17 protein-coding genes are annotated in these 17190 nt (G+C 61.3%); 7 read left to right on the top strand and 10 right to left on the bottom strand.

The window, feature by feature from the left end; translation table 11 throughout:
• Nucleotides 1-168 precede the first annotated feature (168 nt).
• On the top strand, nucleotides 169-1197 hold the full coding sequence (locus RZS28_RS15545; protein WP_407341141.1) for a patatin-like phospholipase family protein: 1029 nt from the start codon (nucleotides 169-171) through the stop codon (nucleotides 1195-1197).
• Between the two features lie 116 nt (nucleotides 1198-1313).
• On the opposite strand, the gene RZS28_RS15540 is transcribed toward RZS28_RS15545, so the two are convergent.
• From RZS28_RS15540 to RZS28_RS15530, 3 genes are all read right to left on the bottom strand, one after another.
• Nucleotides 1314-1769, bottom strand: coding sequence for a CBS domain-containing protein (locus tag RZS28_RS15540; RefSeq protein ID WP_407338647.1), 456 nt, complete (start codon nucleotides 1767-1769; stop codon nucleotides 1314-1316).
• A 355-nt stretch (nucleotides 1770-2124) separates the two neighbouring features.
• On the bottom strand, nucleotides 2125-2853 hold the full coding sequence (locus tag RZS28_RS15535; RefSeq protein ID WP_407338646.1) for a carbonic anhydrase: 729 nt from the start codon (nucleotides 2851-2853) through the stop codon (nucleotides 2125-2127).
• Between the two features lie 97 nt (nucleotides 2854-2950).
• Complete coding sequence (locus tag RZS28_RS15530; protein ID WP_407338645.1) at nucleotides 2951-3781, bottom strand: hypothetical protein; 831 nt, start codon at nucleotides 3779-3781, stop codon at nucleotides 2951-2953.
• 288 nt (nucleotides 3782-4069) lie between these two features.
• On the opposite strand from RZS28_RS15530, the gene RZS28_RS15525 reads away from it, so the two are divergent.
• Entirely contained in the window at nucleotides 4070-4486 is a 417-nt protein-coding gene (locus tag RZS28_RS15525) for a hypothetical protein (protein ID WP_407338644.1), read from the top strand.
• Nucleotides 4487-5068: 582 nt separating this feature from the next.
• On the opposite strand, the gene RZS28_RS15520 is transcribed toward RZS28_RS15525, so the two are convergent.
• Nucleotides 5069-6886, bottom strand: coding sequence for an ABC-F family ATP-binding cassette domain-containing protein (locus RZS28_RS15520; RefSeq protein WP_407338643.1), 1818 nt, complete (start codon nucleotides 6884-6886; stop codon nucleotides 5069-5071).
• 182 nt (nucleotides 6887-7068) lie between these two features.
• Complete coding sequence (locus RZS28_RS15515) at nucleotides 7069-7815, bottom strand: outer membrane protein (RefSeq protein WP_407338642.1); 747 nt, start codon at nucleotides 7813-7815, stop codon at nucleotides 7069-7071.
• A 308-nt stretch (nucleotides 7816-8123) separates the two neighbouring features.
• On the opposite strand from RZS28_RS15515, the gene RZS28_RS15510 reads away from it, so the two are divergent.
• The 5 genes from RZS28_RS15510 to RZS28_RS15490 all read left to right on the top strand — a co-directional run bounded on the left by RZS28_RS15510 (nucleotide 8124) and on the right by RZS28_RS15490 (nucleotide 11725).
• Complete coding sequence (locus RZS28_RS15510) at nucleotides 8124-8480, top strand: cupredoxin family copper-binding protein (RefSeq protein WP_407338640.1); 357 nt, start codon at nucleotides 8124-8126, stop codon at nucleotides 8478-8480.
• A 183-nt stretch (nucleotides 8481-8663) separates the two neighbouring features.
• A complete protein-coding gene (locus tag RZS28_RS15505) occupies nucleotides 8664-10364 on the top strand; it encodes an adenylate/guanylate cyclase domain-containing protein (protein ID WP_407338639.1) in 1701 nt (566 codons plus the stop codon).
• A 108-nt stretch (nucleotides 10365-10472) separates the two neighbouring features.
• On the top strand, nucleotides 10473-11183 hold the full coding sequence (locus RZS28_RS15500; RefSeq protein ID WP_407338638.1) for a Crp/Fnr family transcriptional regulator: 711 nt from the start codon (nucleotides 10473-10475) through the stop codon (nucleotides 11181-11183).
• Nucleotides 11184-11316: 133 nt separating this feature from the next.
• A complete protein-coding gene (locus RZS28_RS15495) occupies nucleotides 11317-11469 on the top strand; it encodes a hypothetical protein (RefSeq protein ID WP_407338637.1) in 153 nt (50 codons plus the stop codon).
• Nucleotides 11470-11548: 79 nt separating this feature from the next.
• A complete protein-coding gene (locus RZS28_RS15490) occupies nucleotides 11549-11725 on the top strand; it encodes a hypothetical protein (protein ID WP_407338636.1) in 177 nt (58 codons plus the stop codon).
• A 164-nt stretch (nucleotides 11726-11889) separates the two neighbouring features.
• Here RZS28_RS15490 and RZS28_RS15485 read toward each other — a convergent pair whose 3' ends face one another.
• The 5 genes from RZS28_RS15485 to RZS28_RS15465 all read right to left on the bottom strand — a co-directional run bounded on the left by RZS28_RS15485 (nucleotide 11890) and on the right by RZS28_RS15465 (nucleotide 16894).
• On the bottom strand, nucleotides 11890-12291 hold the full coding sequence (locus tag RZS28_RS15485) for a F0F1 ATP synthase subunit epsilon (RefSeq protein WP_407338635.1): 402 nt from the start codon (nucleotides 12289-12291) through the stop codon (nucleotides 11890-11892).
• Between the two features lie 99 nt (nucleotides 12292-12390).
• On the bottom strand, nucleotides 12391-13839 hold the full coding sequence (gene atpD / locus RZS28_RS15480; RefSeq protein WP_407338634.1) for a F0F1 ATP synthase subunit beta: 1449 nt from the start codon (nucleotides 13837-13839) through the stop codon (nucleotides 12391-12393).
• 28 nt (nucleotides 13840-13867) lie between these two features.
• Nucleotides 13868-14746 (bottom strand): F0F1 ATP synthase subunit gamma, encoded by an 879-nt coding sequence (locus RZS28_RS15475; RefSeq protein WP_407338633.1) that lies wholly within the window; start codon nucleotides 14744-14746, stop codon nucleotides 13868-13870.
• Between the two features lie 55 nt (nucleotides 14747-14801).
• Nucleotides 14802-16331 (bottom strand): F0F1 ATP synthase subunit alpha, encoded by a 1530-nt coding sequence (gene atpA / locus RZS28_RS15470; RefSeq protein WP_407338632.1) that lies wholly within the window; start codon nucleotides 16329-16331, stop codon nucleotides 14802-14804.
• Nucleotides 16331-16894: a F0F1 ATP synthase subunit delta gene (locus tag RZS28_RS15465; RefSeq protein ID WP_407338631.1), complete on the bottom strand. Its 564-nt coding sequence runs from the start codon at nucleotides 16892-16894 to the stop codon at nucleotides 16331-16333. The genes atpA and RZS28_RS15465 overlap by 1 nt, the downstream gene beginning before the upstream one ends.
• Between the last annotated feature and the right edge of the window lie 296 nt (nucleotides 16895-17190).

The following is a 17190-nucleotide window of genomic DNA, read 5'->3' as shown; positions in this document are numbered from 1 at the left end:
GCTTTCGCCTCGAACGCGCAGCGCCTTAAAGAATTGTCAATTGCGGAGGGGAATTATCTGGAGGTAGCCAAAGTGTTTCCGCTCAAGGACAGAATATCCCAGATCGCCGCGCCGCGACATGATCCTTTACATCGCGTTTCTCACGCGAGGAGCGAAGAATTGAATAAAATGCCGCCGGTTCCGCACAAGAGGCTGGATGTTCCTGGCGTCGGCGACAGAGCTGCGCGGGGCGCGCTGGCAGGCGGCCATGGGAGGCCGAAGATCGGGATCGCGCTTGGGGCGGGCGCCGCGCGCGGCTGGGCCCATATTGGCGTCCTGCTTGAGCTCAGCGAACATGGCATTCATCCCGATGTGGTCGCCGGCACCTCGATCGGAGCCGTGGTCGGCGGCTGCTATGCGGGAAGCAGACTCGACATGGTCGAGGCCTTCGCGCGTGGTCTTACGAAGAAGCGCGTGGTCAGCCTGATGGATGTCTCTTTCTCGGGCGTCGGCATGCTCACCGGCGGCAGGCTCAAGCATCACCTCAACGAGGCCATAGCCAATCGCCGCATCGAGGAGCTCGACAAAGGTTTCGCGGCGGTCGCGACGGAAGTCGGCACCGGCCACGAAATTTGGTTGACTAAGGGCGACGCAATGGAGGCCATCCGCGCGTCCTACGCTTTGCCTGGAATTTTCGAACCCGTCCTGCTGAACGGCCGCTGGCTCTTTGACGGCGCGCTCGTCAATCCGGTCCCCGTGACGGTCTGCCGCGCGCTCGGCGCCGACATGGTCATCGCCGTCAATCTCATCGGCGATACGGCGTTTCGCGGGATCGTCATCGACGACCGTCTTTCGCTGGAGCCGACGCTCGAGAAGCTAGGCTCCCAGGCGCCGCAAAACGCACGGACGCTGAGCGCGCGGCTTTTCGGCGGGATGAGCGGCAACCTGCGCCGTTTCTTCGGCAGGCGGGAGGACGGCGCTCCAGGCATTGCGACGGCGATGATGGACGCCTTCAACATTGCGCAAGGAAGGATCTCGCGCTCGCGCCTCGCCGGCGATCCGCCCGACGTCGTCGTCAATGCGCGGCTCAGCAAAATAGGCCTTTTCGATTTTCACCGCGCCGACGAGCTGATCGAGATGGGCCGGGAGGCGACGCGCCGCGCGATCCCCGAAATCGCCGACTATATCGCCTTGACCCCGACAAGCAGCGAGGCCTAGAGCATTTTCGAGCCAAGCGGAGAAAATCTCGCGCATGATCCGCAAAAGCCGAAGCTGGCTTCGCGGATCATGTTCAATCAAGGACGCCAACAAGCAAGGTCCGGTCGGACTTCGCTCTAGCGGCCGTGCGGCAATTCTACAGTTCCCGCCGTCGCGATATATTCCCGCATCTGCCTGTGTTCAAATTCGCACTCGGCAATTCGGTAATTGACCAGGTCGCCAATGGACACGATTCCGGCAAGCCTTCCTTGACTCATGACGGGGAGATGGCGAAAGCGTTCCTTGGTCATTTTCTCCATGGCCATAAGAATATGTTCCCCCTCGCTCGTGGTGACCACTCCTGTCATGTGCATGGTCACGGCGTCGGCAAGGGCGGCGGAGCCGCGCCGGCTGATCGCGCGAACGATGTCCCGTTCGGACAAGATGCCGAGAACCTGGCCTTCAACATCGGCGACCACGACAGCGCCGATGTTTTTCCTCACCAAAATATCGGTGGCTTCAGCCAAAGTTCGATGCGGCTGAGTCGTGACGACCTCTCGTCCTTTGGCGGCGAGGATACGCGCAATTGTCATCTGTACCTCCCTGAACGGGTTTCGCGACGGTTTTCTGTCGGGCTCGCTTGCAGCGGCTGCCGAAAGTTAAGCGTTAATTTTTCATGAAGAATGCACTCGTTCTCGGGCCTGCGCAATAGCGCGCTTTCGCCAATGCCGCAGATCACGAATGGTTCAATCCAGACAAGCCAAGTCCTCGCTTGGCTTGCGACATCGCTCTCCGAACGGGCCGCCTCAAACGGCGATCGGCCTCGCGACGGGCGGCGCGATCGGCGCCCGGGAAGGCGCGCGCATAGAGCGGCGTCATCTCCTTCTGCTCAGGCTGAGCAATCCGCAACGGTCGCCTTCGGCCCTCTGGCGCGATAGGCGGCCAGCTTCAGAAGCGCGGCTCGGAGAAGGCGTCGGCATGGGTTTTCGCCGACACGGCCCGGAATTCTCCGGTCGTCTCGTCGAGCGCCAACAGCTTGCCTTCGGCGATGCTGAAATAGGCCCCGTGCAGGCTGAGCCCCCCAAGTCTTTCGAGCGTCGCGACCGCGGGAAAGCTGCGCAGATTGGCGAGGCCCTGCACGATGGAGGCGAGCGCCAGCCGCTCCACATAGCCGTCGAGCGGCTCGGTGGCGGGACCGATCTTGGCGGCGGCGGGGCCGATCAGGCTCATCCATTTGCCGATGAAATCGCCGGAGGACAGCGGCTTTTGATCGGGGTCGAGATCATTTTCGGCATAGGCGCGCACGCCGCCGCAGCTCGCATGGCCCAAAACCACGATATGCGCGACGTGAAGGCCGAGGACGGCATATTCGAGCGCCGCCGACGCGCCATGCAGATCATCGTTCGGCGCGTAAGGCGGCACGAGATTGGCGACATTGCGCAGGACGAAGATTTCCCCCGGGCCGGCGTCGAAGATAACTTCGGGCGAGACCCGCGAATCGCAGCATCCGATCAGCATGATGCGGGGGCTTTGCCCGGCCTTGGCCAATTGGTGGAAGCGATCCTGCTCGCGCGCGAACCGGCCGCTGAGAAAGGCTTCGTAGCCCGAGACGAGTCTCTCCGGCAGGAGCGGACGGGCGGGGGCGGCGTCGCCTGGATGCGAGGGCTGTTCAGGCATGGTTCCGATTTGAGCTTGGGCCGAAGCGGGCGCATGTTTCGCGGGCTCGACTCTTACAGGGCGGTTCAGAACCGGGCAAGGCGGCAAGGCGTTTCGCCTATATCCCTTTCGAAGCAGCCAAGGCTTCGGTCGGAGACGCCGCGCCCGGCTTTGGAATAAGCTTCAAAACCCTCGCGATGGGATCGCTCGAAACATAAATCGGGGGCTGGAACGGACCTTCGTTGGCGGCGATCAAGGCGATGATCAAGACGACGCTCGAAGTGAAAATGACCATGGCGGCGAGGTGCGGCCTCCGCTGATCGAGATGCAGCATCGCTATGCTGATCTGTCCGGTCAGCGCAAGGATCAGAACGCAAGCCCATTTGACGGCCTCCGACGAGCCGGCGCTGAGCACGATGCGATCGGCGCGCGCGCTCTGAACCTTCAGCGCCGTATCGAGGAGCAAATTATCGAATCTCGCGTTGGCGTCCTTGGCGTCATGCTGCGTCGCCGCAACTATTCTCAGCAGCGCGCCCAAGGCCTCCTCGGCCGCCGCGGCGCCCACGCCGTCATCGGCCATGCTCGGCCATTCCTTCTCGGTGACCGCCGACACATAGGCGCGAATGGCGTGACGAATTCCGTCCGCCGGCAAGCCGCTGGCGGCGGCCAAAGCATTGAGCATCGTAAGATTGGCGCTTTCGGTCTCCACGGCCACGGAGGCCCGCCGATCGCGGTCCCAGACATCGCTCGCGACGAAGCCTATGAGGATGCCGAATATGACCATGATCGCGCTGAACAGCTCCGCGACCGCGCCATTGAAGGAAAGCATCCATTTGCGCGTCGGACTGCCGAAACACAAGCAAAACAAGAAAACCGCCGTGGCGGAATAGAATCCAGCCACCGTAAGGAACATCAAAGGCAAAGGCAGGCTCAGCCACGCGTCGATCATGGGCGGCCTTTCGCCGGACGGAATTTGTTGAGCGCAGGATAGCTTCTAATTGGATCCGCTCGCTCGCGAAACCCTGGAGCGCACATCCAAAATAGGTGCATTTGTTTATATGACGAAGTGGGGCGGTAGCATCCCGCGGCCGTAAGCGACAGCAAACTATCTGTGCGCTCAGGTCCGATACCGGGTCTCTTGTGACGCCGCGTCCCCCTCGAATGTATAAATGGCGGTGTTCTTTAACTGGTGCTATGTTAAGCTGAAGCTCTATATTGATTGTGGAAGAATGGATCCATGGTTGCTATGCACGTTGATTTAAAAGTATTTTCTGTAATTTTGAGCCTCGGGGTCACGATCCTAACCGGAAGCGCTGCGGCGCAGCAGACTGAGTCCATCTCGCTAAAAAGCGGCGAAACCGTCGAACTTGGCAACCTGTTCTGGGTCGTAAATTGCCGATCGATTCTGAAGGGCCCCCCGGTTGCCGAGGTTTTGGAAGGCCTCCCCGAAATCTCGGTCACGGTCAGGGAACAGAAAGTGATCCCTCGCAAATTGAACTGCGCAAAGGAAGTGTCTGGCGGCATGCTGATATTGATTGCCGCAAAGGATGTAAAGGCGCGCATACAAGGCAAGCTCACGATTCGGATAAAGTATCCAACCGTGGATGGTGAGCGCCAACACAGTCGAGAAATAAATGTTACGCTTTTTCCTTGAAATACCGCTTCGCTACCACTGGCCAAGACTTAAATCGACAGAAAGAATTATAATGAGACTTACGATATTTGTGTCTATGTGCGTGTGCTTATTAGCGACTTTCAATGCTAAAGCTCAGTCGTGGCAAATGAACTCGCAATCATTTGCTATGAAGGGAGGTGAGAGCACTGAAGTCGGGGATTTATATTATGTCATAAATTGCCGATCCCAACTCACAAGCCTTCCCGAAGTCACCATTTTGGATGGTCCTCCAGGGGTGACAGCCACAGTGACAGAAGCGATGGTCATGCCTCGGTTTCAACAATGCTCTAAGCCCGTGTTGGGCGGAAAGTTAAAGTTGAACGCCGACAAGATTGAGGACCAAAGCAATTCAATGATGACGCTTCGGATAAGGTACAAAACGAAAGATGGCGACCGTGATAGGAGCATGACCTTCACTCTCGCGCTATTTCCCTAGGTCAACACCATCTGAATCCTCCACAGCCTGTTAGGTGGGCTATTAAAGACAATGCGTAGGTCGACCTTCTATTTTATTCGACGTGTCGACGCATTCGACAAGGCGTTATCGGCGACGGGGGGCGCCTAACCCTCGATCTCCTCGCGCCGGATTTCCAGCTCCAGCCAATCTTCTTCCGCTGCCTGCAACTCGGCCTCGGCTTTTGCAAAAGCCTCGGAGACGGCCGCGAATTTCGCCGGATCGCGGGCGTAAAGACCGGAATCATCGAGCTGCGATTGGAGCTTGGCCAGCAGCGCGCGCTGCTCTTCCATGCGCTTCGGCAAGGCCTCCAACGCGTGCTTTTCCTTAAAACTCAGGCGCGGTTTCGCGGCGGGCTTCTTGTCGACACGCGGCGCGCCTTCAGCCTTAGGCTTCTCGATCCCCCGCGGTGAAAAAACAGGCGCGGCGCTCACCCCTGCCCCGCGTTGCGCCACCATGTCGGAATAGCCGCCGGCATATTCCAACCAGCGGCCGCCGCCTTCGCTCATGAGAACGGAGGTCGTGACGCGGTCAAGAAAATCGCGATCATGGCTGACGAGCAGCAAAGTGCCCTTATAGTCGGCGAGCATTTCCTGCAGCAGATCGAGCGTTTCGAGATCGAGATCATTGGTCGGCTCGTCGAGCACAAGAAGGTTCGAGGGCCGCGCCAGCGCCCGGGCGAGCATGAGCCTGCCGCGCTCGCCGCCCGAAAGCCGCCCGATCGGCGTGCGCGCCTGCTCCGGGCCGAACAGAAAATCCTTCATATAGCCGATGACATGCTTGCGCTCGCCATTGATCTCGACGTAATCGCTGCCGCCGCCAGTGAGCGCATCCTTCAGGATCGTGTCCGGATGGAGGCTCGCGCGGCCCTGGTCCAGCGTCGCCATCAAGAGATTGGCGCCCTGGCGGATGACGCCTTTGTCGGGCTTGAGCGCGCCGGTGAGCAGATTGATGAGCGTCGTCTTACCGGCTCCGTTCGCGCCGATGATTCCGAGCCTGTCGTGGCGGAGAATGCGGGTCGAGAAATCCTTGATGATAATCCGGTCGCCGAAGGATTTTTCTATCGCCTCGGCTTCGATGACGAGCTTGCCGGAAAGCGCGCCTTCGCTTGCGACAAGCCTGACCTCGCCGGAAGCTTTTGGGCGCTCGCGGCGCTCGGTCCGCATGGTCAGGAGATTGCCGAGCCGCTTCTGGTTGCGCTTGCGCCGCGCCGTGACGCCATAGCGCAGCCAATGCTCCTCAGCGACAATCTTGCGATCGATCTTATGCTGCTGGCGCTCCTCTTCCTCAAGCTCGCTGTCGCGCCAGGCTTCGAACTCGGCGAAGCCGCGATTGAGCGAGCGGGTGCGGCCGCGATCGAGCCAGACCGTCTTGCGCGAAAGGTTCTGCAAAAACCTGCGGTCGTGGCTGATGAGGACGAGGGCGGAGCGCGTGGCTTTGAGCTCGGCTTCGAGCCATTCGATCGCGGGCAGATCGAGATGATTGGTCGGCTCGTCGAGCAGCAGAATATCGGGCTCAGGCGCGAGCGCGCGGGCGAGCGCGGCGCGGCGCGCCTCGCCGCCGGAGAGATGCGCGGGATCTTCCTCGCCCGAGAGGCCAAGCTCGTTGAGGAGGGTCCTCGCGCGATGCGGATCATCGGTTGGCCCGAGGCCCGCTTCGACATAGGCGAAGGCGGTCGGAAAGGCCGAAAGGTCCGGCTCCTGCGGCAGATAACGGACATTGGCGTCAGGCTGCATGAAGCGCGTCCCGCCGTCCAACTCGAGCAAGCCTGCCGCAATTTTCAAAAGGGTTGATTTGCCCGATCCGTTGCGCCCGACAAGGCACAGGCGCTCGCCCGCCGAGACGGAGAGATCGGCCGCCTCCAGGAGCGGCTTGCCGCCGAGGGTGAGCGAAATATTCTGCAACAGCAGAAGGGGAGGCGCCATGTTCGCCGATAATTGGAGAGATTGGATATGCGGCGATAACCCGATGGCGCAATCGTCTCTGCGCCGGCTGCGATCCTGGCGCGAACGAAGGCTCGCCTGCCCGCCCACTTTAGCCTTTGGCCGCGGGCGATCCAACCGAAAAATGCCGCCCGCTTCGATTGTGAAGCGGGCGGCATTGAGCATCAATATTTGGCGACGACCGGGGCCGGATTGAACCAGTCGAACTTATAGTTCAAGCCAGCCCGGACAATATTGGCCGTTGTCTTTTGATTGATGTTGACCCCGAAGCCAAGAAGGGACGAATTGAAGATGGAGTTCGTCCCGAGATTGACGTAGAGATACTCGGTTTTCAGAGTAATGTTATTCGTGATGGCGTATTCGACGCCGGCGCCGGCGGTCCAGCCGGTGCGGGTGTAATTGTGTGACGTCGAAAATGCGCCGAGCCCAAGCGGTCCAGTGGCGACCTGGAGCTGGTCATTCACCTGGCCATAGGCGAAACCGCCGGTCCCGTAAATCAGCAGCCGATCCAGGGCATAGCCGGCGCGCGCGCGCACTGTGCCGATATAATTGATCCTGCTTCCCGCATCGGCGGAGAGGCCGCCGATAGGCGTATTGGCGTAGACCGTCACCTTGCCGCGGATCGCCGCGCCGTCAAAATCCGTCTCGAAGCCGAGAAGGAAATTATTGGCGAACTGCCAGTTGTAACCGACTTGTCCGCCGCCGATGATGCCGCTGGACGTGATCGAGGCTTGGCCGCTGGTGCCGAATCCGGCGTAGAACGGATATTGGAACCGATCTCCTCCAAGGCCGAGATTGCCGCCGATGTAGATGCCGCTCCAGGTGAACGCCGGGACGTAGGGAATCGGCGGCGGCGGAAGGCGAGAGGGAAGATCCGCAGCAAAAACCGCCGACGAGCAAAGGGACGCCATTACGGCCCCCGAAATTGATAGCTTCCGAATCATAATGTTGTCCCCTTCAAAATGAACATTGAGGATTATAGGTAAGCATAATCGCGCCTCGCTAACTATAGAAACTCTTCCTTGCGCGAGCGTTTACAAGCAACTGTAGCAAAACTGCATCATCTTCCTTGCCAAACTTGGGCGCTGCGCCATACCATGTGGTTCCCCACCCATGCTCGCGCCGCCTCGCCTGCGTTTACGGCCGGGCAGGCGCATCGCCCATCGCGGATTCATTGCTCGCCGGAAATTGATCCGGCGCGCGCAACAGGAGACCAGACATGCCGAAATTGAACATTCGCCGACGCGCCGACGCATGGCGCAATTGCGCCCGCGCGCTTCTTTTCGGGAGCGGTCTCGCCGCCCTGGCCGCCGCGCCCGCCGCCGCCGACGCTGAAGTAAATATAGAGAATTTCGCCTTCACGCCCGCCGCGCTTACGGTGAAGGCCGGGACGGAGGTTGTTTTCCGCAATCGCGACGACATTTCCCATAGCGTCGTCGGCGCGAAATCCGAGTTCCAATCCAAGGAGCTCGAAACGGACGACACATTTTCCTTCACCTTCGCCGATCCCGGAACCTATGATTTTTCCTGCGGCGTGCATCCGCAGATGAAAGGCAAGATCATCGTCACTCCTTGAACCGCAAGCAGGGCTCCTAGCGGAGCGCGACAAGAAAAGCGCGGCGGTCCGACGCCGACCGCCGGCCCGCGGACGCGCAGGCCCAGCACAAATTTGTTGCGGCGCGTGAGCTTTCGTCGAGATTGGGCGGCTGATCTCGCGGTTCATGGCAAGGCCATGACCAGATGTCCGAAAGGACCGCTTATGACGGTAGGCTCGCACGTCGCCCGCTCCCGCTTTCCGCCGGTCGAGAGAACGCTTCGGCTCGCGACCGGACTGACCTTGTTCAGTTTCGCCGCGAGCCATTTCCTGAATCACGCTTGCGGAATCTTCCGCCTGGAGGCGATGGAGGCGGTCAGATTCGTGCTCCTTTGGCCTTGGCGCACGACAGTCGGACAGGCGGCGCTCTATGGATCGTTCGTCATTCATGGCGGGCTCGGCCTTTACGCAATCTATCGGCGCCGCCACTTGAGGATCCCGCCGGGCGAGTTCCTGCAGCTTCTTCTCGGCCTGTCGATTCCGCTGCTCGTCATCATTCACGCGACCAATGTCCGGCTCGGCAATCTCCTGTTCGGACTCGAAGTCGCCTATCCTCCCATCCTCCACCGCTACTGGGATCTGTCTCCCCACTTCGGCCTGCCGCGACAATTCATCTTGCTCCTCGTCGTGTGGATTCACGGGTGCATCGGATTGAACAGCTGGCTGCGCATGAGGAGATGGTATCAGAAGTGGTTTCCGGCGCTCGCCGCGCTCGCGACTTTGGTTCCGGTTCTCGCCATCATCGGCATAGCCGACGCAGGGCGGGATTTCGACGCAAGAGCGGCGCAGGACCAAGGCTTCCTCGCGCGCAATGAGGTCCAGACGCCCCAGCAAACCGCGGCGCTTGGCGCGATCGGCGAGCGTCTGATCTTGATCTATCTCGGGCTCGTCGGCGCCGTGTTCGCGCTTCAAGGCGCGCGCGAATGGCATGAGCGGCGCTTCCGCGCGGTGACGGTCAGATATCCGAAAGGCGTCGAGGCCATCGTGCCGCGCGGCTTTTCGATCCTCGAGGCCAGTCGATGGGCGGGCGTCCCGCATATTTCGATGTGCGGCGGCCGCGGCCGATGCTCGACCTGTCGCGTGCTCGTCACGAGCGGGCTAGAGCGGCTGCCCTCTCCCAACGTCGCGGAGATGAATACGCTCGCCTGGATCGGAGCCTATAAAACCGTGCGCCTAGCCTGTCAGGTCCGGCCGCGCGAGAGCGTCGATGTCGTGCCTCTGCTCAGCCCAAGGAGCTTTGATCCAAAACGAGGCGCGCCCACATTCGCCGCTTCCGACGAGCGCGAGATCGCGGCGCTCTTCGTCGATCTTCGCGATTCGACGCGCCTTGCCGATGGACGCCTGCCCTATGACGCGCTGTATGTCATCGACCGCTATGTCGCCGCCGTCTGTCACGCCGTCGAAGCGCACGGCGGCCAAGTGACGAGCGTCGCCGGCGACGGGGTCATGTGCTTTTTCGGCGCTGATTGCGACGCGCCGACGGCCTGCCGGCGCGCCATTTTGGCGCTGCGCATGATATGGCGCGCGCTGGCCGCGCTGAACGAAGAATGCGAGACCGCCTTCGATTTTCCGCTTCGGTTCGGCGCGGGCTGCCATCTCGGCCTTGCCGTCGTCGGCGAACTCGCGAGCAGGCATACGGCCCAATTCCTCGGCGAGGTCGGCAATATCGCGGCTCGGCTCGAGGGGCTTACCAAGGAGCTTGCCTGCACGGTCATTCTCTCGCGCGCCGTGATCGAGCGGGCCGGCTTCGCAATGCCGACGCCGGAAAACCACCGCGTCCAGATCAGGAATGTAAGTGCCGAAATCGAGATGATCGCGCTGCGGACGCAAAGCGAGCTCGACGATTTGATCTCGACCCTGGGTTAGAGCAATTTCGGGCGAATCGAGCCTCGGTTTGCGATAATAAGATGCAACGGACCAAGCAGACGAAGCCGCTTGCCGGCTTGGCCGAACTCGCGCAGCAATGACATGATCATGGTCAGGCAAAACGAAACCCTTGCGCGCATCGAGCTATTCCGATCGCTGACGCCGGAGCAGATCCACCGCCTCGATACGCGCTGCATTTGGCGGCGCGCCAACGCCAAGGAATGGATCCTCGACTATCAGGACGAAGGCGCCGATGTCTTTTTCCTTGTCAGCGGCGTCGTGCGGGTGATGATTCGTTCGATCTCGGGCCGCGAAACCATCTTGCGCGACATCAACGCAGGGGCGTTTTTCGGCGAGCTCGCCGCGATTGACGGACAGGCGCGGTCGGCGAGCATTTTGGCGATCACCGAGGCGACAATCGCGAAAATGTCGGCGTCAACCTTTCTCGAGATCGTCACTGCGCATCCGGATGTCGCCCTGCAGCTGCTCCGGCTCGTCACCGGACAGGTTCGGATGCTCGCCAACCGGATCAATGAATTCACGACGCTCGGCGTCCGCGATCGGCTCTATTTAGAGTTGCTCAGAGTCTCCCGGCCAGATCGCGACAATGAGCGGCAAGCAATCGTCTCGCCGCCCCCGGTCCACGCCGACCTGGCCGGACGAATCAGCACGCGCCGCGAGGCGGTGACAAAGGAGTTGAGCGCCATGGAGCGCGACGGCTTATTGCGCAAGAGCCGCGGCGCTCTCGTCCTGCTCGACGTTCCGAGACTCATCGCGATGATCGACGAAGACATGGCACTGACCAGTCTCCGCTCGTGATCGAAGGGGCGTTCGCGGGGCACTTCGTCGAATGGTGTGAATTCCCACCAGTGCGCCCCTCTCCAGGGTCTATCTCCTGACTGCGCCCGTTGGCGAACATGCCAAGGCGCGAGAGCATCAAAGGAAATCGACCATGAACATTCTCAAGACCGCGCTTCTCAGCGCCGCCCTTCTTCTCTCCGGCGCCGCCTTCGTTAGCGTCGCGGCAGCCCCCGAAGGCAATGGCCACGTCGACACGGCGTCCTACGCCGCCCCCGAAGGCAACGGCAATTTCGTGATCGGATAATGGCGACGAGCGATCGGAGGCCTCAGCCGCCCAAGGCCGGGGCCTCGCGAGATCAGCTTTAAACGCGGGAGAGCCACCCATGAAGGCAGTTCTCAAGATCTTGTCCGGGCTGATGGTTGTCGTTGGACTGACCGCATTCGGCCTGATCGCGACATGCCTTGCTGAAAGGAACCCTTTGCCGACGGCCGTCATCGGAGCCGCGTGGGAGCGGCACGCTAACTTCATTCCCTATGACGGCGCGCCATTATGGAACTGAAGCGTAACGTAGCAGGAAATTGATAAGCGTAAGCGCTGGCGCTGGTTCCATTCACGCTCGCGCTGTTCATGCTGGGGGCGTGGCCCGTTGGCCTCGCGGCGCCAACACGCTTTGGAAGGAGAATCTCCACGAAGCCGGCGCTTTGGCGCTTAGATCTTGGGCGCTTAGATCTTGAGCGCGGCTTTCAATTCAAGCAATTGATCGCGCTTCTCGGTTGCGAGCCGCCGCGCCTCGTCCGTCGCCGCATCCGCGACATCCTCTTCCAAATCCTTGAGGTCGGCGGCAAGTTTCGTCGCGTCAAATTCCTCAAGCGGAATGGCGTGTTCGGCGAGGATCGTGAATCCGCCCGGAGCGACGTCGGCGAAGCCTCCGCGCACGAAATAGCGGAGCTTCGTCGCGGGCGTCGCGCTGATCTCAACGACGCCAGGCTTAAGCGTGGACATCAGAGGCGCGTGATCCTTGAGGACAGTGAACTCGCCTTCGATGCCAGCTACGACGACCCCCTCGACTTCGCCCGAAAAGACCAGCCTTTCCGGCGAAACGAGCTCGAAGTGAAAAGCCGGCATGTCAAATCCTCGAATGTGATCTCTGTGGCCTAATCGACTGGCTGGGGACGCGTCTGCGCCCCTCAACCGGACGTTGATCGCGTCCCGCTCGAGCCGCGCTTAAGATTGAGCCGCGAGCTTCTGCGCCTTCTCGATCGCCTCGTCGATCGAGCCGACCATATAGAAGGCGGCCTCGGGCAAATGATCATATTTGCCTTCGACGAGTCCCTTGAAGCCCTTGATCGTGTCGGCGAGCGAGACGAGCTTGCCGGGCGAGCCGGTGAACACCTCAGCCACATGGAAGGGCTGCGACAGGAAGCGCTCGATCTTGCGCGCGCGGGCGACCGTAATCTTATCCTCTTCGGACAATTCATCCATGCCGAGAATGGCGATAATGTCCTGCAGGCCCTTGTAGCGCTGCAGCAGCTGCTGGACCTGGCGCGCCACGGCGTAATGCTCCTCGCCGACGACCAGCGGCGACAGCATGCGCGACGTCGAATCGAGCGGATCGACCGCCGGGTAGATGCCCTTCTCGGCGATTGAGCGCGACAAGACGGTCGTCGCGTCGAGATGGGCGAAGGAAGTGGCCGGCGCCGGATCGGTCAAATCGTCGGCCGGCACATAGATCGCCTGAACCGAGGTGATGGATCCTTTGGTCGTCGTGGTGATGCGCTCCTGCAAAGCGCCCATATCGGTCGCGAGCGTAGGCTGATAGCCGACCGCCGAGGGAATGCGGCCAAGCAGCGCCGAGACTTCCGAACCGGCCTGGGTGAAGCGGAAAATATTGTCGACGAAAAACAGAACGTCCTGCCCCTTGTCGCGGAAATCCTCGGCGACGGTGAGGCCGGTCAGCGCGACGCGGGCGCGCGCGCCCGGCGGCTCGTTCATCTGGCCATAGACGAGCGCGCATTTCGAACCCTTGGCCGAGCCGCCATGTTCATGCGGATCGACGTTGACCTTGGATTCGATCATCTCGTGATAGAGGTCGTTTCCTTCGCGGGTGCGCTCGCCGACGCCGGCGAAGACCGAGTAGCCGCCATGCGCCTTCGCGACATTGTTGATGAGTTCCATGATCAAGACCGTCTTGCCGACGCCCGCGCCGCCGAAGAGGCCAATCTTGCCGCCCTTCGCATAAGGCGCGAGAAGGTCCACGACCTTGATGCCGGTCACCAGGATCTGCGCCTCGGTCGCCTGCTCGGCGTAGGAGGGCGCGGGCTGATGGATGGCGCGGCGGCTTGTGGTCACGACCGGACCCAGCTCGTCCACCGGCTCGCCGATGACATTGATGATGCGGCCGAGGGTTTCCTCGCCGACCGGCACGGTGATCGGGGCCCCGGTGTCAACGACCGTCTGACCGCGAACGAGTCCCTCGGACACGTCCATCGCGATGCAGCGCACCGAATTCTCGCCGAGATGCTGCGCAACCTCGAGGACGAGGCGATTGCCCGAATTTTCGGTCTCGAGAGCGTTGAGGATTTCCGGCAGATGGCCGTCGAACTTCACGTCGACGACGGCGCCAATGACCTGCGTGACGTAGCCTGTGGGCGTATTGGGTGCGGCGTCAGCCATGGTTCGTCCTCTTAATGTCCATGAATGCTCAAAGCGCTTCTGCGCCGGAGATGATCTCGATCAGTTCCTTCGTGATCATCGCCTGGCGCGAGCGATTGTATTTCATTGTCTGCTTCTTGATCATTTCGCCGGCGTTGCGGGAGGCGTTGTCCATCGCGCTCATGCGGGCCCCCTGCTCGGACGCCGCGTTTTCGAGCAGAGCCCGCAAGACCTGGATGGAAATGTTGCGCGGCAGAAGCGTCGCCAGAATTTCCTCTTCGTCAGGCTCATATTCATAGACGGCCTGAGGCGCGGCGGACGCCTCGCCGCCCGCAAGCGTGAGGGGAATAAGCTGCTGCGCCGTTGGGATTTGCGCGATGACGGATCTGAACCGCGAGAAGAACAAGGTGCAGACGTCGAATTCGCCGGCTTGGAAGAGCGCGACGATCTTGCGGCCTATCGCATCGGCATTGTCGAAGCCGAGCGAGCGGACGCCGCGCAAGTCGACGAAGTCGATGATCTGCCGCTCGAACTGGCGGCGAAGGATGTCATTGCCCTTCTTGCCGACGCAAAGAATCTTGACCGTCTTGCCTTGTCCCGCGAGCGAGATCGCCGTGTCGCGCGCGAGCCGCGCGATCGAGGCGTTGAAGGCCCCGCAGAGGCCGCGCTCGGCGGTGCAGACGACAAGAAGATGGACATTGTCGCGGCTGGTGCCCCGGAGGAGCGCCGGCGCTTCGGCGCCGTTTCCGATCGAGGCGGCGAGGCTCGCCAAGACCTTTTCCATCAGCTCCGCGTAGGGCCGCGCCGACTCGGCGGCGGTTTGGGCGCGTCGCAGTTTCGCCGCCGCAACCATTTGCATGGCCTTGATGATCTTCTGCGTCGCCTTGACGGAGGCGATCCGGTTGCGCAGATCCTTTAACGACGGCATGGTCTGTCCGCTCTATGTCCCGACGACGCTCTGATGATCACGCGAGTTCTTGTAATCAAGCGAAATTCTTGGCGTAGGTTTCAACGATCGATTTGAGCTTCGCAGCGGAATCGTCGGAGAGATCCTTTGACGCCCGGATCGTCTCGAGCAGATCGCCATGGGCCGTGCGCACAAGCGCCAGGAGGCCGTCTTCGAAGGCTCGCACTCGGTCGACTGCAAAGGCGTCGAGATAGCCATTGACGCCGGCGTAAATGACGACGACCTGCTCCTCGATCTTCAGCGGCGAGAACTGCGGCTGCTTCAAGAGCTCGGTCAGGCGCGAGCCGCGCGCGAGCAGGCGCTGCGTCGTTGCGTCAAGGTCCGAGCCGAACTGCGCAAAAGCCGCCATCTCACGATATTGCGCAAGCTCGCCCTTGATCTTGCCGGCGACCTTTTTCATCGACTTCGTCTGCGCCGACGATCCGACGCGGGAAACCGACAGACCGACGTTCACGGCGGGCCTGATGCCTTGATAGAAAAGGTCGGTCTCGAGGAAGATCTGGCCGTCGGTGATCGAAATGACATTCGTCGGAATATAGGCCGAGACGTCATTGGCCTGCGTTTCAATGATCGGCAGCGCCGTCAGCGAGCCCGCGCCATTGGCGTCATTGAGCTTGGCCGCGCGCTCCAGCAGCCGCGAATGCAGATAGAACACGTCGCCCGGATAGGCTTCGCGTCCCGGCGGGCGGCGCAGCAGAAGCGACATCTGCCGATAGGCGACCGCCTGCTTGGAGAGATCGTCATAGATGATCAGCGCGTGGCGCGCATTGTCGCGGAAATATTCGCCCATTGCGCAGCCGGCGAAAGGCGCCAGGAACTGCATCGGGGCCGGATCGGACGCGGTGGCCGCGACGACGATCGAATATTGGAGAGCGCCCTGCTCTTCCAGCACTTTCACGAATTGGGCGACGGTCGAGCGCTTCTGTCCGATCGCGACATAGACGCAATAGAGCTTGGCGAACTCATCCGTCCCCTGGTTCAGGGGCTTCTGGTTGAGAATGGCGTCAAGCGCCACCGCCGTCTTGCCGGTCTGGCGATCGCCGATGATCAGTTCGCGCTGGCCGCGCCCGATCGGGATCAGCGCGTCGATCGCCTTCAGGCCGGTGGACATCGGCTCATGCACCGACTTGCGCGGGATGATGCCGGGCGCCTTGACGTCGACTCGGGCGCGCAGCTTCGCGTTGATCGGCCCCTTGCCGTCGATCGGATTGCCGAGTGCGTCGACAACGCGGCCGAGCAATTCCGGACCGACCGGTACGTCGACGATGGCGCCGGTGCGCTTGACCGTCTGGCCTTCCTTGATGTCGCGGTCGGTTCCGAAAATAACGATGCCGACATTGTCGGTTTCGAGATTCAAGGCCATTCCGCGAATGCCGTTCTCGAACTCGACCATTTCGCCGGCCTGCACATTGTCGAGGCCATAGACGCGGGCGATGCCGTCGCCGACGGAGAGAACCTGGCCGACCTCGGTGACTGCGGCTTCGTTGCCGAAATTGGCGATCTCGTTCTTGAGGATTGCGGAAATTTCTGCGGCGCGGATATCCATCAGCCGACCTCTTTCATACGTGTGCGGATCGAATTGAGTTTAGTCTTGAGCGAGCCGTCGACCATGCGCGAGCCCAACTGGACGATGAGGCCGCCGATGATGGACGGATCCACCTTGACGGCGATTTCGACGCTCTTCCCGCCGGCTACGTCGACAAGCGCCTTTTTCAGCGCCTCGACATGCTCCTCCTTGAGCGGTTCGGCGACCGTCACGGCGGCGCGGGAGAGGCCCTTGGCGTGATCGTTCAATATGTTGAAATCGCGGATCATGTCATCGACCGCGAAGAGCCTGCGCTTGTTTGCGACCAGCTTGAGAAAATTGGCGGTTATCCCGGCGATCTCAGCCTTGGCGAGAATGGCGCCGAGCGCCTTCGCCTGCTCTTCGGCGGAAAAGACCGGGCTCTTGATGAAGCGCCGCAAGTCGTCGCTTGAAGCGATGAAGCCGGCGAATGTCGCGAGATCGGCGGCGACTTGATCGGTCGTCCTCGTCTCCTGCGCCAGCGCGAAAAGCGCCTCGGCGTAGCGTCCCGCCATTCCGGAAACGAGTGTTTCGTGTTTCGCCAACGCCTGTCCCCAAAATCGAAATGCCCAGCGACCGCATGCGCCAAGGGTCTAGGTTTTTCGCGGCGGCTGCCGCAAAACCCTTGACGCGCGGACTGAAGCTGAAAACGGGGAAAGGCGCAAGGGAACTCGGCTTCACCCCGAAGGCGAGCGGTCCCTAACATAGAGCTTTTTGCGGCGCAACCCTGGCCGCGCAGAATGCGGCGCGGCAGTTTTGCAAAACCGCCAGCCCAGGCGGCGCGCCCTATCCGGCTGGGCAGGCGCCCGGCGTCCAGTATCAGCCGTTCCGATGCGCGTGC

The organism is Methylocapsa polymorpha (assembly GCF_045689225.1).
GTDB classification, from domain to species: domain Bacteria; phylum Pseudomonadota; class Alphaproteobacteria; order Rhizobiales; family Beijerinckiaceae; genus Methylocapsa; species Methylocapsa polymorpha.
This window is presented reverse-complemented; position numbering and strand designations above follow the sequence as displayed.

Excerpts from the sequence above, each read along its gene's own strand:
- RZS28_RS15530 (WP_407338645.1), bottom strand. The coding sequence starts at position 3,781 with ATGATCGACGCGTGGCTGAGCCTGCCTTTGCCTTTGATGTTCCTTACG.
- RZS28_RS15490 (WP_407338636.1), top strand. The coding sequence starts at position 11,549 with ATGAAGGCAGTTCTCAAGATCTTGTCCGGGCTGATGGTTGTCGTTGGA.
- RZS28_RS15520 (WP_407338643.1), bottom strand. The coding sequence starts at position 6,886 with ATGGCGCCTCCCCTTCTGCTGTTGCAGAATATTTCGCTCACCCTCGGC.
- atpD (WP_407338634.1), bottom strand. The coding sequence starts at position 13,839 with ATGGCTGACGCCGCACCCAATACGCCCACAGGCTACGTCACGCAGGTC.
- RZS28_RS15505 (WP_407338639.1), top strand. The coding sequence starts at position 8,664 with ATGACGGTAGGCTCGCACGTCGCCCGCTCCCGCTTTCCGCCGGTCGAG.
- RZS28_RS15525 (WP_407338644.1), top strand. The coding sequence starts at position 4,070 with ATGGTTGCTATGCACGTTGATTTAAAAGTATTTTCTGTAATTTTGAGC.
- RZS28_RS15475 (WP_407338633.1), bottom strand. The coding sequence starts at position 14,746 with ATGCCGTCGTTAAAGGATCTGCGCAACCGGATCGCCTCCGTCAAGGCG.
- RZS28_RS15500 (WP_407338638.1), top strand. The coding sequence starts at position 10,473 with ATGGTCAGGCAAAACGAAACCCTTGCGCGCATCGAGCTATTCCGATCG.
- RZS28_RS15545 (WP_407341141.1), top strand. The coding sequence starts at position 169 with ATGCCGCCGGTTCCGCACAAGAGGCTGGATGTTCCTGGCGTCGGCGAC.
- RZS28_RS15515 (WP_407338642.1), bottom strand. The coding sequence starts at position 7,815 with ATGGCGTCCCTTTGCTCGTCGGCGGTTTTTGCTGCGGATCTTCCCTCT.
- RZS28_RS15535 (WP_407338646.1), bottom strand. The coding sequence starts at position 2,853 with ATGCCTGAACAGCCCTCGCATCCAGGCGACGCCGCCCCCGCCCGTCCG.
- RZS28_RS15495 (WP_407338637.1), top strand. The coding sequence starts at position 11,317 with ATGAACATTCTCAAGACCGCGCTTCTCAGCGCCGCCCTTCTTCTCTCC.
- atpA (WP_407338632.1), bottom strand. The coding sequence starts at position 16,331 with ATGGATATCCGCGCCGCAGAAATTTCCGCAATCCTCAAGAACGAGATC.
- RZS28_RS15540 (WP_407338647.1), bottom strand. The coding sequence starts at position 1,769 with ATGACAATTGCGCGTATCCTCGCCGCCAAAGGACGAGAGGTCGTCACG.
- RZS28_RS15510 (WP_407338640.1), top strand. The coding sequence starts at position 8,124 with ATGCCGAAATTGAACATTCGCCGACGCGCCGACGCATGGCGCAATTGC.
- RZS28_RS15485 (WP_407338635.1), bottom strand. The coding sequence starts at position 12,291 with ATGCCGGCTTTTCACTTCGAGCTCGTTTCGCCGGAAAGGCTGGTCTTT.